11 protein-coding genes are annotated in these 16,973 nt (G+C 49.4%); 4 read left to right on the forward strand and 7 right to left on the reverse strand.

Features of this window, described 5'->3' with window-relative positions; translation table 11 throughout:
* Positions 1–1,148: 1,148 nt before the first annotated feature.
* On the reverse strand, positions 1,149–4,271 hold the full coding sequence (locus HHX48_RS10065) for an efflux RND transporter permease subunit (protein WP_191024731.1): 3,123 nt from the start codon (positions 4,269–4,271) through the stop codon (positions 1,149–1,151).
* A complete protein-coding gene (locus HHX48_RS10070; protein WP_191024733.1) occupies positions 4,272–5,498 on the reverse strand; it encodes an efflux RND transporter periplasmic adaptor subunit in 1,227 nt (408 codons plus the stop codon).
* Between the two features lie 130 nt (positions 5,499–5,628).
* On the opposite strand from HHX48_RS10070, the gene HHX48_RS10075 reads away from it, so the two are divergent.
* On the forward strand, positions 5,629–6,669 hold the full coding sequence (locus tag HHX48_RS10075; protein WP_191024735.1) for a LysR family transcriptional regulator: 1,041 nt from the start codon (positions 5,629–5,631) through the stop codon (positions 6,667–6,669).
* Positions 6,670–6,732: 63 nt separating this feature from the next.
* Here HHX48_RS10075 and lpdA read toward each other — a convergent pair whose 3' ends face one another.
* The 5 genes from lpdA to ampD all read right to left on the reverse strand — a co-directional run bounded on the left by lpdA (position 6,733) and on the right by ampD (position 14,780).
* Positions 6,733–8,151 (reverse strand): dihydrolipoyl dehydrogenase, encoded by a 1,419-nt coding sequence (lpdA, locus tag HHX48_RS10080; protein WP_191024736.1) that lies wholly within the window; start codon positions 8,149–8,151, stop codon positions 6,733–6,735.
* A gap of 137 nt (positions 8,152–8,288) precedes the next feature.
* Positions 8,289–10,349, reverse strand: coding sequence for a dihydrolipoyllysine-residue acetyltransferase (gene aceF / locus HHX48_RS10085; RefSeq protein ID WP_191024738.1), 2,061 nt, complete (start codon positions 10,347–10,349; stop codon positions 8,289–8,291).
* 19 nt (positions 10,350–10,368) lie between these two features.
* A complete protein-coding gene (aceE, locus tag HHX48_RS10090; protein ID WP_191024740.1) occupies positions 10,369–13,035 on the reverse strand; it encodes a pyruvate dehydrogenase (acetyl-transferring), homodimeric type in 2,667 nt (888 codons plus the stop codon).
* A gap of 159 nt (positions 13,036–13,194) precedes the next feature.
* Positions 13,195–13,941 (reverse strand): GntR family transcriptional regulator, encoded by a 747-nt coding sequence (locus HHX48_RS10095; RefSeq protein WP_191024742.1) that lies wholly within the window; start codon positions 13,939–13,941, stop codon positions 13,195–13,197.
* 284 nt (positions 13,942–14,225) lie between these two features.
* A complete protein-coding gene (gene ampD, locus HHX48_RS10100; RefSeq protein WP_191024749.1) occupies positions 14,226–14,780 on the reverse strand; it encodes a 1,6-anhydro-N-acetylmuramyl-L-alanine amidase AmpD in 555 nt (184 codons plus the stop codon).
* A gap of 109 nt (positions 14,781–14,889) precedes the next feature.
* On the opposite strand from ampD, the gene HHX48_RS10105 reads away from it, so the two are divergent.
* From HHX48_RS10105 to HHX48_RS10115, 3 genes are all read left to right on the forward strand, one after another.
* Positions 14,890–15,399, forward strand: a complete 510-nt coding sequence (locus HHX48_RS10105; protein ID WP_191024751.1) for a retropepsin-like aspartic protease family protein — start codon at positions 14,890–14,892, stop codon at positions 15,397–15,399.
* A gap of 20 nt (positions 15,400–15,419) precedes the next feature.
* Positions 15,420–16,280, forward strand: coding sequence for a carboxylating nicotinate-nucleotide diphosphorylase (gene nadC / locus HHX48_RS10110; protein WP_191024753.1), 861 nt, complete (start codon positions 15,420–15,422; stop codon positions 16,278–16,280).
* 244 nt (positions 16,281–16,524) lie between these two features.
* The gene (locus tag HHX48_RS10115) at positions 16,525–16,944 is read left to right on the forward strand and encodes a pilin (protein ID WP_191024755.1); all 420 of its coding nucleotides are present in this window, start codon (positions 16,525–16,527) and stop codon (positions 16,942–16,944) included.
* Positions 16,945–16,973: the final 29 nt, after the last annotated feature.

The following is a 16,973-nucleotide window of genomic DNA, read 5'->3' on the forward strand; positions in this document are numbered from 1 at the left end:
GCGCGTTCAGGTAAAGGGGGAGTCCAGAGGGGAAACGCCCTTCCCCTCTGGTCGTTGCCGGTCGACACCGGCGAAAGCTAATACAACTGTGAAAGGTGTGCGTGAAAGCCATTAACTTAAAAGAGCTGTTTTATTATATTAGATAGTGATTTCAACATAGAAGATTAAACAGCCCCGGCCGTGTTGACGGCCAGCAAGCAGAGGGCGTTGCGCAACGCCCTCTGCACTCCCAGCGGAACCCATCGCAAGACAGCAGTGCCAGCCTGCCCGGGAAAATAGCACCGCAGTGTAAGGGGCCTCCTGCCCCTGACACTACTGACGCCTCATCCATGATGCGTCTGATATTTTCTTATCCGGACAGCCTGCCACTCTTGCTCCACGGTTCATCGATATCTTTCTATCGGCAACTTTTGATTACTCGAAGAAACATCGCTCTTTTGGGCCTTAACGCGCAGACGGCACGACTGAACAGATTAAGTAAAAGTAAGATGCATCATGGATGATGCAGCAGGAGCAAACAGGCGCAGGGATGCGCCTTTTGCTCCGATTACTTTTGCCTGTTCAGCCGTGCTGTTGTGTTGCGCGTTCAGGTAAAGGGGGAGTCCAGAGGGGAAACGCCCTTCCCCTCTGGTCGTTGCCGGTCGACACCGGCGAAAGTAAGTACAACCGCAAGACCTAAATAAACGCTACAAATCAAAAGGAGTATTTTAAAAAAGAACGTAAATATCCTGACATCAGAGTTTAAACAGCCTCGGCCGTGTTGACGGCCAGCAAGCAGAAGGCGTTGTGCCACGCCCTCTGCACGCCCCGCGGAACCCATCGCAAGACAGCAGGAGCAAACAGGCGCAGGGATGCGCCTTTTGCTCCGATTGCTTTTGCCTGTTCAGCCGTGCTGTTGTGTTGCGCGTTCAGGCAAAGTGGGGAGTCCAGAGGGGAAACGCTCTTCCCCTCTGGTCGTTGCCGGTCGACACCGGCGAAAGCTAACTCTTCCTCGCAAATTAAATACTCAAAGCCATGTGACTAAAAGATGATTTTGGATTGAAGAGCTACGATTGCACTGCTTACCCGTAAGCAAAAAAAAGCCGCCCAGGGAAGCGGGCGGCCAAAGGCCCCTGTTTAAAGAGAGGGGCAACGCTCGGGTAGCTGGTTTATCGTCGCTTTTGAAGCAGGTAATAAAAGACCGGCGTTAATATCAAACCGAAGAATGTCACGCCAATCATGCCGGAGAAGACGGCCACACCCATTGCCTGACGCATTTCAGCGCCTGCACCGGTAGAAATAACCATGGGCAGCACACCCATAATAAAGGCGATAGATGTCATCAGAATGGGGCGCAGGCGGAGTCGACTGGCTTCCTTGATAGCGCTAAGCGCATCATGTCCCTGCTCCTGCAATTCTTTGGCAAACTCGACAATCAGGATGGCATTTTTAGTGGCCAGGCCTACCAGTACAATCAAGCCAATCTGCGTGAAGATATTGTTGTCCCCACCATAAATGGCAACGCCAAGCAGTGCGCTGAGCAATGTCATGGGTACAATCAGGATGATAGCCAGCGGCAGGCGCAAGCTCTCGTACTGTGCAGCCAGTACCAGAAACACCAGCAGTACAACCAGCGGGAAGACATACATTGCCGTATCACCTGCCAGAATCTGCTGATAAGTTAGCTCAGTCCACTCATACGTCATTCCAACAGGCAGATTTTCATCCAGGATCTTTTCGATGGCAGCACGGGCCTGGTCAGAGCTGTATCCGTCAGCGGGCGCGCCATTTATTTCTGCCGTGACATAACCGTTGTAGTGCATCACCCGATCAGGGCCTGCGCTGTAATCGATATCCAGCAGTGAACCCAGAGGTATCATCTGCCCATCGCTATTACGCACCTTCATCTGCTGAATCTGCTCAACATTCTGACGATGCGGCGCATCAGCCTGTACATTGACCTGATAAGTACGTCCGAATAAATTGAAATCATTGACATAAACAGCACCAAGGTAAGCCTGCATGGTATCGAACAGGGTGTCGATCCCCACGCCCTGGCTCATGGCCTTTTCACGGTCAACATCTACATCAAGCTGCGGAACATTCACGGTAAAGCTGGTAAACACATCGGTAAGTGCCGGATCGGCCCAGGCTTTTGCAATCACTTCATTGGCTGTTTTTTCCAGCGTCTCAAATCCATGACCCGAACGATCCTGAAGCTGCAATCTGAATCCACCGATTGTGCCCAGTCCCTGTACAGGTGGCGGTGGAAAAATAGCAACATAAGCGCCCTTTATGGCAGCAAATTTCTGATTAAGATCCGCCGCAATAGCGCCTGCTGATAAGACGGGAGACTGGCGCTTATCGAATGACTCCAGCGGGGTAAACAATACCCCTGAACTGGGGCTGTTTGTAAACCCGTTAATATTTAAACCGGGAAACGCCACAGCGTCTGATACACCAGGATGCTGCATGGCAATTTCTGACATCTGCCTGATAACAGCTTCTGTACGATCCAACGATGCCGCATTGGGCAGCTGCGCAAAAGCCACCAGATACATCTTATCCTGCGGCGGCACATAGCCGGTTGGCGTAGTTTCAAATTGCTGCCAGGTCAGCCCGAGCAATCCGGCATAAAGCACCATAACAATAGAGCCTTTGCGAACCAGCGAGCCTACACCTGATGTGTATTTATCCGATGCGCGGTCAAACATTCGGTTAAAGGGGCTGAACAGCCATTTACCAAAGACCTTATCAATAGATTTTGTCATCCAGTCCTTTTTTGCGCCGTGAGGTTTGAGCAGCAGCGCGGAAAGCGCAGGGCTTAACGTCAGTGAATTCAGCGCCGAAATAACGGTAGAAATGGTAATGGTCAACGCAAACTGACGATAAAACTGCCCGGTAAGCCCACTCATAAATGCTGTAGGAATGAAGACTGCAGCCAACACCAGTGTGGTGGCGACTATCGGGCCGGTGACCTCTTTCATCGCCTGCTGCGTGGCCTGCACCGGGGTTAGTCCACGCTCGATGTTGCGCTCAACATTTTCAACTACCACGATGGCATCATCCACCACGATACCGATAGCCAGAACCAGACCGAACAATGACAGCGCATTAAGAGAAAAGCCCATCAGGTGCATAAAGGCAAATGTGCCGACCAGCGAAATCGGTACGGCTACCAGAGGAATAATCGACGCCCGCCATGTTTGCAGAAACAGGACCACCACGAGAACAACCAGCAGAACGGCTTCAAGCAAAGTACTTACTACCGCATCAATAGAGCCCCTGACAAACACGGTAGGGTCATAAACGATGTCGTATTCCAGCCCCTCGGGAAAGGTCGCTGCGAGTCTGTCCATGGTGGTACGGACATTATCGGAAATTTCTATCGCATTGGATCCGGGCGCCTGAAAAATTGGCAGAGCGGCAGCTGGCCGGTTATTCAGCAGCGAGCGAAGCGTATAGTAGTCTGCGCCCAGCTCGACACGGGCCACATCTTTAAGTCGGGTAATCTCACCGTTCTGACCGGTTTTAACGATAATATCTTCAAACTCTGTCTCATCAATCAGCCGGCCTTTTACATTGATAAGCCACTGAAACTCACTGGTGCCGGTTGGCTGTGCGCCCAGACTGCCTGCGGCGGCCTGCTGATTTTGCGCGCGAATAGCGCCCACCACATCGCCCGGATTCAGGTTCAGGGAAGCCAGCTTGTTCGGATCCAGCCAAACGCGCATGCTGTACTCTCCGGCACCGAACAGTCGGACCTGTCCAACTCCCTGAATACGCTGCAACTCATCTTTGACATTCTGCTCGGCAAAATTAGACATGTACAACATATCATAGCGATCATCCGGCGAGGTCAGATGCACCACCATTGTAAGATTCGGTGAAGATTTTTCCGTTACCACACCCAGACGCTGTACTTCCTGTGGTAAGCGAGGCAGCGCGCGGTTGACGCGATTTTGTACCAGGGTTGTTGCTTCGTCGGGGTCGGTGCCAATTGCAAAGGTTACCGTCAGCGTCATACGCCCGTCGGACGTTGCCTGAGATGATTGATAGAGCATATTCTCGACGCCGTTAATTTCCTGTTCCAGCGGCGTGGCAACGGTTTCACCAATCACTTTGGGATTGGCCCCCGGATAATTAGCTGTGACGACCACTGTCGGCGGTACCACATCCGGATATTCGGTGATTGGCAGCTTCCACACAGCCAGTGCACCGCCGATAAATATCAGCAGTGATAGCACGGCGGCAAAAATGGGCCGATGAATAAAAAATTGAGAGAATTTCATTTAGCGGGTACCTGCTATCTGGTCTGCTGACACACGCGCTAAATCGTTGTTCCGGTCTAACTGCTGTTGCCAGGCATTCAGGCTTTGCAGAGTGTCATCATCCGCCATGTCTACTTTGTTGGGCGTTACCGGGGTGCCGGGTCTGACGCGCTGCAAACCGTCCACAACAATGGTATCGTCCGGCTGCAAGCCTGCTTCGATAATTCTCAGCGAGCCCACTTTGTCGCCCAGGGTGACCGCGCGGTACTGCACCTTTTTGTCACTATCAACGACCAGCACGTATTTATTGTTAAGATCCGTGCCAATGGCTTTCTCAGCAATCAGAATGCCTTCTTCCTGGTGCTCGCCCGCCAGCTTAAGATGGGCAAACAAACCTGGGAGCAACTGATTTTCATCGTTGGCAAAGACGGCGCGCACGCGCAGCGTACCAGTGCCACCATTAACCTGATTATCAACAAAATTAATGTTCCCCCAGTGACCGAAAACGTCCTCATTTGCCAGTCGCATAGCCACCGGCTTATCATCCACTGTCTGCGCATTTGACGCATTTTTCTGATAGTTCAGCCAGGTAGTCTCATCAATGTCAAAATACGCATAAAGGCGGTCAGTGGCGACGATTGTCGTTAAAATGCTCTGCCCTGCTGTGACGAAATTTCCCTGCGTGATATTAGCCCGAGATATCTTGCCTGAGATAGGCGCTTCTACACGGGCAAAACCGCGATTCAGCCGAGCCTGATCGAGTGCAGCGGTGGTTTGGGCGACTGCGGCCCTGGCCTGATCAACAGATGCTGCGCGCGTATCCAGTACTTCCTGAGAAACGGACTGTGAACGGCGAAGCCCTTCAGCACGAGCCAGATCCTGTTTAGCCAGTTTTAGGCGGCTTTTTGCTTCGTCGAGTTGCGCAGTAAGACGGTCGACTTCTGCCTTGAACTGTCGGTTATCAATCAGAAATAACGTATCGCCCCGGTTGACATACTGACCTTCTTCAAAGGTTACCATCTCTATATATCCTGAGACTCTTGGACGCAGCGCCACTGATTCAGGTGCTTCAAGTCTGCCGGTAAAGGTATCCCATTCAGTGATCGGCCGGGCTACTACCGTAGCAACATCGACAGGAACGCCCTGAGACTGTGCCTGAGCCTGACTATGTGTTGACGGTTCTGAATTGCATGCCGACAGCGCAATCAATCCGAATATCACTATACTTACGCGTATAAATGTATGCATGGTGTCTCTCGCAAATATTAAGTTGCGCGTAGTATGCGGCACCCATAAAAATAAAAATAATTATTATTTTGTATGCAATGCATCACGTGTATTAATATGTTTGAAATTGTCCATGTACCAGGAGTGTCAAATGCGGCCACAGGAACTGAATCTGTTAATGATTTTTGATGCCATCATGACCGAGGGCGCTATTACCCGCGCTGCAGATCGTCTTGCAATGACGCAGCCCGCAGTGTCCAACGCGTTGTCGCGGATGCGAACAGCATGGGGTGATGAGTTGTTTGTAAAAGACGGACGCGGCATTCAACCAACCGCGTTTGCGCGCAATTTATGGAGCCAGATTCAGACGCCCCTCGGTGCGCTGGAAGATGCTGTGAACCCGGCCCTTTTTGAACCAGCCACTGCAAACCGTACTTTCCGCATTGCTGCTACAGACACCTTTGTAGAAATGGTATGGGGTCCGTTACGTCAGATGATTGAACGCGAGGCTCCTGGTATCAACATCTATGCGATTCCGATCCAGTCTATTGAAACTGCTGATATCCTGAAAGATGCCGAAGCTGAGCTGGCAATCAGTAAATATATCCGGCCTGAAAGCGTGATTCACTCTGAACATCTTTTGGATCCGCGCTACGTTGTCGTAATGCGCCCGGGACATCCGCTGGCCAAAGAGGCCCTGACCCTTGAGCAGTTTATACAGGCTGAACATTTGCTGGTTTCTTTAACCGGCGATGTGTCTGGTCCTACCGATCAGGCACTGCAAAGTATTGGTAAATCACGGCGCATCGCCATGACGGTGAATAACTTTCACAATGTGCCAAGCCTGTTGAAACAAACTGACTTAATATGTGTTGCACCTTCGATGGTGTTTGAGAAAGAGATATTCTCTCAGCAGCTCGCCGTATTTGAGGCGCCCGTTGAGCTACCCCGGACACCGCTATCGTTGCTCTGGCATAAGCGACAGGACCATGATGCTGGTCTGCGCTGGCTGCGAAGTCATATTGTCAGAATTATTCATGAGCGCGGTAAACAGCATGAGGCGCTTTTAGCGCAATGTTGCCGTAAGGGCTACTGTGAGGATGCGCTACGTTCAGCCAGGGCGCAGCATCATGATGAACGTATTGAAGCGTGCACCGGTGTCTCAGTCAAACCTGTACCTGTGGGCAAGTAAATAATTAGCAGACACAAAAAAAGCGAGGAACAACCTCGCTTTTTCTATTTGCGAATCAATTAATTATTTTTTCTTCGCTTTAGGATTAGGCATATCCGTAATGCTGCCTTCCTGAATCTCTGCGGCCAAACCGATAGATTCATTCAGTGTTGGGTGAGCATGAATTGTCAGTGCAACATCTTCTGCGTCAGCACCCATTTCAATAGCCAGACCAATTTCACCCAGCATCTCACCGGCGTTAGTACCTACCATTGCACCACCGATAACACGACCAGACTCTTTATCAAATAATAGTTTGGTCATGCCGTCAGTCGCATCAGAAGCAATAGCGCGGCCCGATGCCGACCATGGGAATGTTGCTGATTCATAGCTAACATTCTGCTCTTTGGCTTCTTTTTCAGTCAGACCAACCCAGGCAACTTCCGGCTCGGTATAGGCAACAGATGGAATGCAGCGCGGATCGAAGTAATGCTTCTTGCCGGCAATCACTTCGGCAGCAACATGGCCTTCGTGAACCGCTTTGTGCGCAAGCATCGGCTGGCCGACTAAATCACCAATTGCGAAGATGTTATCAACGTTGGTTTTCATTTGCTTATCAACATTGATAAAGCCGCGATCATCAACTTTCACGCCGGCTTTGTCTGCGCCAACTTTCTTACCGTTCGGTGTACGACCTACAGAAACAAGCACTTTGTCGTAACGGACTGGCTCTGATGGTGCGTTCTTACCTTCAAAGGTTACATACAAACCATCATCTTTTGCTTCAACGTCAGTCACTTTGGTCTCAAGCATTACGTTGAATTTGTCTTTATATGACTTCATGAATACTTTCATGATGTCTTTGTCAGCCGCAGGAATCAGTTGATCGAGGAATTCTACCACGTCAATGTTAGAGCCCAGTGCATGATAAACCGTGCCCATTTCCAGACCGATAATGCCGCCACCCAGTACCAGCATTTTTTCCGGAATATCTTTCATTTCCAGGGCACCGGTAGAGTCGATAACGCGATCATCTTCAGGAATAAATGGCAGTGATACCGGCTCTGAGCCTGCTGCGATGATGGCATTTTCAAACTCGATGGTCGTCTTGCCGTCTTCGCCTTCCACTTCCAGGGTATTCGCGCCGGTGAATGTACCGGTACCGCGTACATGCTTAACCTTACGCATTTTTGACATGCCAGAAAGCCCTTTGGTCAGCTGACCAACGACAGAGTCTTTGTAGTCACGCAGTTTGTCCAAATCGATTTCCGGCTCGCCAAACGAGACCCCATGATTTGCCATTTCCTTGGCTTCTTTAATAACCTTGGCCACGTGCAACAGTGCTTTAGAAGGAATACATCCTACATTCAGGCACACACCACCCAGTGTTTCCCTGGCATCAACAATAACGGTTTCTACGCCCATATCGGCAGCGCGGAAAGCGGCAGAATATCCGCCGGGTCCTGCACCCAATACAACTAACTGAGTTTTTATATCGCTCATCGTGACCTCAATTTGTCAAATATCTGAAAAATATGCGTTAAGAATTTTAACTAGGGCTTATCTGCCCTGTAAAGCCAACATCGTTAAATGCTGACAAAAAAGCGTAAAGGGGAGGTTTTACCCTCCCCTGTTCAAACTTAAAGTAACATTTCCCGCAAATCTTCGAGCACGGTTTTAAGGTGCACGGCAAAGCGGGCCGCTACTGCACCGTCAATGACCCGGTGGTCGTAAGACAGTGATAACGGCAACATCAGGCGCGGTTCAAATTCACTGCCATTCCACTTCGGCTTCATCTCGCTCTTGGAAACACCAAGAATGGCGACATCCGGTGCGTTAACAATCGGTGTAAACGCTGTACCACCAATACCACCCAAGCTTGAGATGGTAAAGCAGCTGCCTTGCATATCCGCAGACTTAAGCTTGCCATCGCGGGCTTTCAGGCTGATATCCAATAGCTCTTTTGACAGCTCATGGATACCTTTTTGGTCTACATCACGAACAACCGGCACAACCAGACCATTTGGCGTGTCTACTGCAATACCTATATGGTAATACTTTTTCTGAATTAAAGACTCACCGTCAGCAGAAAGTGAAGTATTAAATACCGGATACGCTTTCAGAGCATCAGCCACAGCTTTCATCATGAAGACAAGCGGCGTCACTTTAAAGTCATACTTACGCTTTTCGGCGATCTTGTTTTGCTGCTTACGGAAAGCTTCCATTTCGGTAATGTCAGCTTCTTCGAACTGCGTGACATGCGGAATGGTTACCCAGTTGCGATGCAAATTCGGGCCAGACAGTTTCTGAATACGGGTAAGCGGCTTCTCTTCCACTTCACCAAATTTCGAGAAATCGACTTTTGGCGGTGCAATAACCTGCAGACCACCTTCACCCTGACCGACAGAGCCGGCGCTGGCTTTGGGGCGAGACAATTCGTATTTCACATACGATTGCACGTCTTCCTTCAGGATACGGTCTTTCCTGCCAGAGCCTGAAACCTGCGTTAGATCCACACCGAACTCGCGAGCCAGTCTGCGAACAGACGGCGAGGCGTGCACTTTACCACTCTTCTTCTTCTCACCGGCAGACGGATGATGGGGCACCGGCGGCGGCTTGGGCCTGCTGCTATCGCTTTTATCAGAAGATTTCTGCTGCTGGGGCGCGTCCTGCTTCGCTTTCTGATCAGACTTTTCAGGCTTTTCAGAAGATTTCGCGCTGCCAGCTACTTTTAGCATCAATACTGCAGAGCCCTGCGATACCTTATCGCCCTGCTTAACCAGCATTTTAGTGATGGTACCGGCTTTAGGTGCAGGCACATCCATGGTTGCTTTGTCAGTCTCAAGAGTGATCAGACCATCTTCAGGTTCAATCGTATCACCTTCTGAAACCAGCACGTCGATAATCTCAACATCTTCAGCATCACCGATATCCGGCACAGTAACTTCGATTTCTTCTTCGCCGCCTGATGCCTGAGCATCATCGCTATCGTCAGCGTCAGACTGACTAGGTTGTGCGTCATCGTCATCACTGCTTTGGCTTTGATCGTCGCTTTCACTGCTATCAGCACCTGCATCACCGCTGCCGGCAACCTCAAGAATAAGGACAAGCGAGCCTTCAGAGACCTTGTCACCTTCTTTAACCTTAAGCGATTTGACCGTACCCGCTTGCGGGCATGGCACATCCATGGTGGCCTTGTCGGTTTCCAGTGTAATCAGCCCATCTTCGGCTTCAACCTTATCACCTTCTGCAACCAACACTTCAATGATGTCAACTTCTTCCGCGTCACCGATGTCCGGAACCGTTACCTCAATAGTGGAACTGCCACCCTTTGAAGCCGATTTTGACTCACTACTTTTTTCTTCAGCATCTGCATCAGAGGAAGTGTCTGCTGACTCGGCGTTTTCTTCCTGTTTATCGTCTGCTTTGTCTGAATTGTCGTCATCACCGCTGTCTGCGCCACCGGCTTCCTGAATTTTCGCCAGCAAATCTCCCTGCGAAATTTTGTCACCCACGCTGACACACAATTCTTTGACTTTACCTGCAAACGGTGCAGGAACATCCATACTGGCCTTGTCACTTTCAACAGTAACCAAAGCCCCTTCAGCTTCGACGTCATCACCTTCTGCTACACACAGTTCAATGACTTCAACGTCGTCTTCGCCTAAATCCGGTACGAGTACGTCTTTAATCTCTGCCATGTCGATATCTCTCCTGTGCTTATGCGTGCAGTGGGTTGATTTTCTTCTGGTCGATAGCCAAATCTTTCATCGCTTTTGAAAGCACTTTGGCGTCAAGGTCACCCGCTTTGTACAGCTCATATAGCGCAGCGTATGTGACAGAAGCAGCATCCACTTCAAAGTGACGACGCAGATTTTCACGGCTGTCAGACCGACCAAACCCATCTGTGCCCAGTACGCGATAACTGCCTGGTACAAAGTTACGAACCTGATCTGCATAGTTTTTGATGTAATCTGTAGCAGCAATGGTCGGGCCATCGTTACCTGCTTTTAGTACCTCAGTGATATACGGAACCTTGGCATCTTCTTCAGGGTTCAGCATATTCTGACGATCGCAGTCGATACCATCGCGTGTCAGTTCGTTGAATGACGTAACGCTGTAAACTTCAGCCTCAACATCATAATCTTCAGCCAGCTTAACGGCCGCTTCACGAACTTGTTCTAAAATGGTACCAGAGCCAAGTAGTTTCACTTTTTTCTTGCTCTTGCCCTGCGTATCCAGTTTGTAGATACCCTTAACGATGCCTTCTTCGACATCTTTTGGCATTTCAGGCTGCTTGTAATTTTCATTCATTACGGTCAGGTAATAGAAAACATCTTCCTGGTCTTCCAGCATACGACGCATACCATCCTGAACAATTACTGCAATTTCATAGCCGTAAGTTGGGTCATAACTGACACAGTTTGGAATCAGCGCAGCTTGGGTGAGAGAATGGCCGTCCTGGTGCTGCAGACCTTCGCCGTTCAGGGTTGTTCTGCCAGCAGTACCACCAATCAGGAACCCGCGTGTACGCGAGTCACCGGCCGCCCAGGCTAAATCACCTACGCGCTGGAAACCGAACATGGAGTAGTAAATATAGAAAGGAACCATTTGCAGGTCATTCAGGCTGTATTGTGTCCCTGCAGCTAACCACGATGCCATTGCACCCAGCTCGTTAATACCTTCCTGCAGAACCTGGCCTTTTTTATCTTCACGATAATAAGCAACCTGATCTGAATCCTGTGGTTCGTATTTCTGACCTTGCGACGAATAGATACCGACCTGACGGAACAAGCCTTCCATACCAAAGGTACGGGCTTCATCAGGAATGATAGGCACGATACGCTTACCGATTTGCTTATCTTTAAGCAGTGCGGTAAGAACCCGGACAAACGCCATCGTAGTTGAAATTTCGCGGTCGCCAGAACCTTTTGTTACTGACTCAAACGCCTTCATCTGCGGAGCAGGCAAATCTTCAGACGATTTTGCACGACGCACAGGCATGTAACCATGCAGCGCTTCGCGGCGCTCGCGAAGATACTTCATCTCTTCGCTGTCTTCATCAAATTTGTAGTAAGGCAAATCAGCCAGTTTTTCATCAGCCACAGGAATGTTGAAACGATCGCGATAACCCTTGACCGCTTCCATATCCATTTTCTTAACCTGGTGGGCAATATTCTTACCTTCACCGGCGGCGCCCATGCCATAACCTTTTACCGTTTTGGCCAGAATAACCTGAGGACGGCCTTTGGTTTTCACCGCGCGGTCGTAGGCCGCATAGACTTTCACCGGGTCGTGACCACCACGGTTCAGACGCCAGATGTCTTCATCTGACATGTTAGAAACCATTTCTTTAAGCTCTGGGTATTTGCCAAAGAAGTTTTCGCGGGTATAAGCACCGCCTTTTGCTTTACAGTTCTGATACTCACCATCAATGGTTTCATTCATCAACTCAAGCAGTTTGCCAGAGGTATCACGGGCCAACAGCGGATCCCAGTAGCGACCCCAGATTACTTTAATCACTTCCCAGCCAGCGCCGCGGAAGTTTCCTTCCAGCTCCTGGATGATTTTGCCGTTACCACGCACTGGTCCGTCAAGACGCTGCAGATTACAGTTAATAACAAAGGTAAGGTTATCCAGCCCTTCACGTGAAGCCAGACCTATGGCACCTAAGGATTCTGGCTCATCACATTCGCCGTCACCCAGATAACACCATACGCGCTGCTCTGAACAATCTTTGATTCCACGATCTGTCAGATACTTAAGAAAACGGGCAAGGTAGATTGCCTGCATCGGGCCAAGGCCCATGGAAACCGTAGGGAACTGCCAGAAATCAGGCATTAATTTAGGATGCGGGTAAGAAGACAACCCTTTGCCATCCACTTCCTGACGGAAACCGTCAAGCTGCTCTTCGGTCAGGCGGCCTTCAATATAGGCGCGCGAATAGATACCCGGAGAAACGTGCCCCTGATAAAACACATAATCGCCGCCGTCTTTTTCGTTCGGCGCACGATAAAAGTGGTTAAAGCCAACATCGTAAAGCATTGCAGATGACGCAAAACTCGAAATGTGCCCGCCCAGCTCAAGATTTTTCTTGGAGGCGCGCAACACCATCATCAACGCATTCCAACGCAGCGCGTTGCGAATTTTACCTTCGATGGTCTGGTCACCAGGCATGGTGGGTTCCTGACCAGGAGGAATAGTATTGATGTATGCGGTGGTCGCATCATAGGGTAAGTGGGCACCATTTCTGCGTGCTTTCTCAATCAATGATTCTAATAAGAAGTGAGCCCTTTCGTTACCTTCTTCTTCTAAAACTGACTCTAACGACTCCAGCCATTCTTGTGTTTCTTGGGGATCCACATCTTGGTGCATCATTTCAGTCATGGTGCCATCCTATTTTTGCTGATATAGAAAACCATCCGTTGCCGCTGCGGCAAGGATGGTATACCTAGATTACGTTGTACTTGCGGCAAGCCCCAACGGCTCACCTATTTTTGCCAGCCTGACCAGCAGACCTGCACAATTCTTTCGGGCTTTACGCCTCTATATTTCCAGACGTCTTAACGCGCGCTGCACACGGCTGTCACGCTGATTAATCGTCAGTAGGGTTTTTTCAATAAAGGCCAGGTGTGCATTGCATGCCTGCCTGGCTGTTTCCGGATCGCGCTGCGCAATCGCATCAACGATATCTGCCCGCTGCCGGGATAACTCTTTACTTACATCAACATGTTGCGCCAGCATTTCCAGGTTGCGTTCAATATTCTCGGTCAACATGGTTTGCATGGTACTCATCACGTGTAACAGCACCATATTGTGCGATGCTCTTGCCATAATGATGTAAAATTGCCCCAGCGATTCAGCCAGTGCACGTTGGTTGTCTTTTCTGTCAGGCTTTGGCAACGCCTCAAGCGCCGCATGCAGTGCCTGATAATCTTCCGGCTGACCACGAAGCGCGGCATAGTACGCAGCCATACCTTCCAGGGCATGACGAAACTCAAGCAAATCAAACTGCGTTTCGGGCCGACGGCTAATCAGCGCCATCAACGGGTCGCGCATCACTGCATTCAGGCTTTTGCTGACAAATGTGCCGCCTCCCTGCTTGCGTTCAACCAGCCCCCGGGCCTGCAAATTACCGATTGCTTCGCGCAACGACGGCCGGGAAACATCGAATTTGATCGCAAGCTCACGCTCGGGCGGAAGCTTTTCGCCAGCCAGCAACGAACCATCCAGAATCATGGATTCCAGTTGTTCCGTAATGACATCGGACAGCTTTTTTCGCCCCGTTTGCATGAATGTCCCTTTTCGCTCAAACCGTGGCTATTGTAAAAAATTTGCGCAACACGGCTTGATTGGTCATACCAATTTACCTATAAACTGTTTGGCAGTGTAAATCCAAGCATGTAACTAATGCAAATGTCGATAAAGTGAAATTTAATCAAGGCTACGACAACCTCATGAAAAATAATATAATTTCATAATTTCACGACTGGTCTGACTTGCATCATTAATAGCCGGACACGCTGAATTTATCATCAAATTACGTTTGACCAAGGTATCACTTGTGCTAGATCACGCTACCTACCTGCCACGCCGGCATTCAGAAAAAGTCCGCTGCGATAGCGTGCCCAGTCGAAAAAGGGGCCCGGGTCGGTCTTTCTACCAAACGCGATATCGTTATGCCCCACGATCCGCCCCGCCGTAATCGCCGGAAACGCAGTGCAGACAGAGGTGCTTAATTGTATGAGTGCGTGGTATTGCGCGTCAGTGTAAGGCTGCGTATCAGTGCCTTCCATTTCAATGCCGATAGCATAATCATTACACCGTGGTGTTCCCTGGAATACGGATACACCTGCATGCCACGCCCGTTGGGTAAAGGGCACAAACTGGTCGATACTACCGTCACGATAAATAACGCAATGCGCTGACACCTTCAAGCCAGCAATTTCCTTGTAAAAGTTATCATCGTCCGGGTTGAGTGTGCCGGTGAATAATTGTTCGATTCCAGGTGTGTTAAACTGACCGGGAGGCAAAGATATATTGTGTATTACTAACAGCGAGATTTCAGCATCTGACGGACGCTCATCGTAGAAGGGAGAGTGCTTTTGCGTCGCACCGGGGTATGTTTTCACCAGCTAACCCATATACAAGTCTGAATGTGTACACTTACCTTACCCATCACCTTTAGCAAGTCAATGTCAGCAAGTATGGATTCGGGTATTAAACGATAAGAGAAGTAGTATGAGTAATGAGAGTTCGGCAGGAAAATGGATGTTTATTCTGGCATGGATATGCGGACTGGGCTTACTAACACTGATATTCAGCGATGTGCTTGAGTCGCAGCACAACCCCAACCAGGAACCGGAATCCATGCGGATTGACGGCCAGACCGAAGTTCGCCTGAAGCAAAATCGCCAGGGGCATTATGTGACTAATGGCACTATTAACGGCCAGCCTGTAACCTTTTTAATAGATACCGGCGCAACCAATGTGGCTATTCCCGTTTCGATGCAAAATGAACTTGGTCTGACCGCTGGCAGAAGTGGTCTGGCCCAAACCGCTAACGGGGTAGTGAGGGTTGCCCAGACCACTATCGATAGCCTGACCATTGGTGAGATAGTACTGACCAATGTGCAGGCCCACCTCAACCCTGGACTGGGGGATGGGCAGATCTTACTGGGAATGAGTGTTTTACGGCAGTTAGAGTTTACTCAGCGTCAGGATTGGTTAATATTGCGGACCTTAAATTAAAGGTATCGGATTCTGCACTTATGACCTACCCCACACCAAACGATATTTATCAACAGATTCACACCGCGCTGCTCGAGGATTTAGGCGGTGAGATTAATGCTGACAATGATATAACGGCGAACCTTATTGATGAGGCAACAAAGGCCAGCGCTACGATCATCACGCGGGAGCCCGCGGTGGTATGTGGAGTTCAATGGGTTAACGAAACCTTTGCACAGATTGACAGCCAGGTACGTTTACAATGGCATGTTGCAGATGGTGATAACGTGCAGGCAAATGAGAAGCTTGTCACCCTGACCGGCAGCGCCCGCAGCATATTGACCGCAGAGCGCACCGCACTTAATTTTCTGCAAACCTTATCCGGTACAGCAACGGTTACCCGTCGCTACGCCTCGTTGCTGGAAGGCTCGGGCACTAAAATTCTGGATACCCGTAAAACCCTGCCGGGCCTTCGCCTGGCACAAAAATATGCAGTCAAGTGCGGCGGGGGTGAGAACCACCGAATTGGGTTATTCGATGCATACCTGATTAAAGAAAACCATATTTTTGCGTGCGGCTCCATTGCCCGGGCAGTCAGTACCGCAAGAGCAAGACATGCTGACAAACCAGTAGAAGTAGAAGTAGAAAGTTTGGATGAGCTTTCCGAGGCCCTTAAAGCCGGGGCCGATATCATCATGCTGGACAATTTTACCAACGAACAGATCCAACGCGCAGTTTCCATGACAAACGGAAAAAGTAAACTTGAAGTCTCTGGAAATATCACTGATGAAAGGCTGTCGTCACTGGCCACATTGGGGGTTGACTTTATATCTTCAGGTGCTTTAACCAAGCATGTTCAGGCTATAGATCTGTCACTGCGGGTCTCGATGAACAACAATTAAGGCATTGTAAAATATGATGTTTTAAAGTCTGCCAGCATTTTGCTTGCAGGCGTTCCCCCTCTCAGGCCAATCGGCTAATTCCTAAACATATGTATAGTTTCCAATACTTGTCACTGGGGTCTTCCACCCTATACTGAGCATCAAGTACCGGGGGCGTTAAATAAAAAACAAACCAGGTATAAAACGTAAACTTTGAATGAACTAATTTAGATAAACGCATTATACGCGAACCCGGAGAACTATCATGAAACAATTCAAACCTTCAAACCAAAAAGGCTTCACACTAATCGAACTGATGATCGTTGTTGCTATCATCGGTATCCTGGCTGCAGTAGCACTGCCTGCTTATCAGACATATACGAAAAAAGCACGTTTTTCTGAGGTCATGATGGCGACAACTCCATTTAAAACTTCGTATGAAGTAGCTGTTCAAAGTGGCGATATTACAGCTTTATTAGACGCTGATGCCGGAACAAATGGCCTACCCGCAGAGATTACAGTTGCAAATGGCATGGTAGCATCAGTAACCATTGCAGATGGTGTAATTACTGCTACAGGAACTACTGACGTAGACGGCGCTACTTATGTAATGACGCCTAATGGTGTAACTGCCCCCGTACAGTGGACTGTTTCTGGCACATGTAAAACAGCTGGTCTTTGCTAATCGCTCACGTAAAAAGAATTTAACTTAAA

It is taken from the genome of Salinimonas profundi (assembly GCF_014750655.1).
GTDB classification, from domain to species: Bacteria; Pseudomonadota; Gammaproteobacteria; order Enterobacterales; family Alteromonadaceae; genus Alteromonas; species Alteromonas profundi_A.

Excerpts from the sequence above, each read along its gene's own strand:
- HHX48_RS10065 (WP_191024731.1), bottom strand. The coding sequence starts at position 4,271 with ATGAAATTCTCTCAATTTTTTATTCATCGGCCCATTTTTGCCGCCGTG.
- HHX48_RS10070 (WP_191024733.1), bottom strand. The coding sequence starts at position 5,498 with ATGCATACATTTATACGCGTAAGTATAGTGATATTCGGATTGATTGCG.
- HHX48_RS10075 (WP_191024735.1), top strand. The coding sequence starts at position 5,629 with ATGCGGCCACAGGAACTGAATCTGTTAATGATTTTTGATGCCATCATG.
- lpdA (WP_191024736.1), bottom strand. The coding sequence starts at position 8,151 with ATGAGCGATATAAAAACTCAGTTAGTTGTATTGGGTGCAGGACCCGGC.
- aceF (WP_191024738.1), bottom strand. The coding sequence starts at position 10,349 with ATGGCAGAGATTAAAGACGTACTCGTACCGGATTTAGGCGAAGACGAC.
- aceE (WP_191024740.1), bottom strand. The coding sequence starts at position 13,035 with ATGACTGAAATGATGCACCAAGATGTGGATCCCCAAGAAACACAAGAA.
- HHX48_RS10095 (WP_191024742.1), bottom strand. The coding sequence starts at position 13,941 with ATGCAAACGGGGCGAAAAAAGCTGTCCGATGTCATTACGGAACAACTG.
- HHX48_RS10105 (WP_191024751.1), top strand. The coding sequence starts at position 14,890 with ATGAGTAATGAGAGTTCGGCAGGAAAATGGATGTTTATTCTGGCATGG.
- nadC (WP_191024753.1), top strand. The coding sequence starts at position 15,420 with ATGACCTACCCCACACCAAACGATATTTATCAACAGATTCACACCGCG.
- HHX48_RS10115 (WP_191024755.1), top strand. The coding sequence starts at position 16,525 with ATGAAACAATTCAAACCTTCAAACCAAAAAGGCTTCACACTAATCGAA.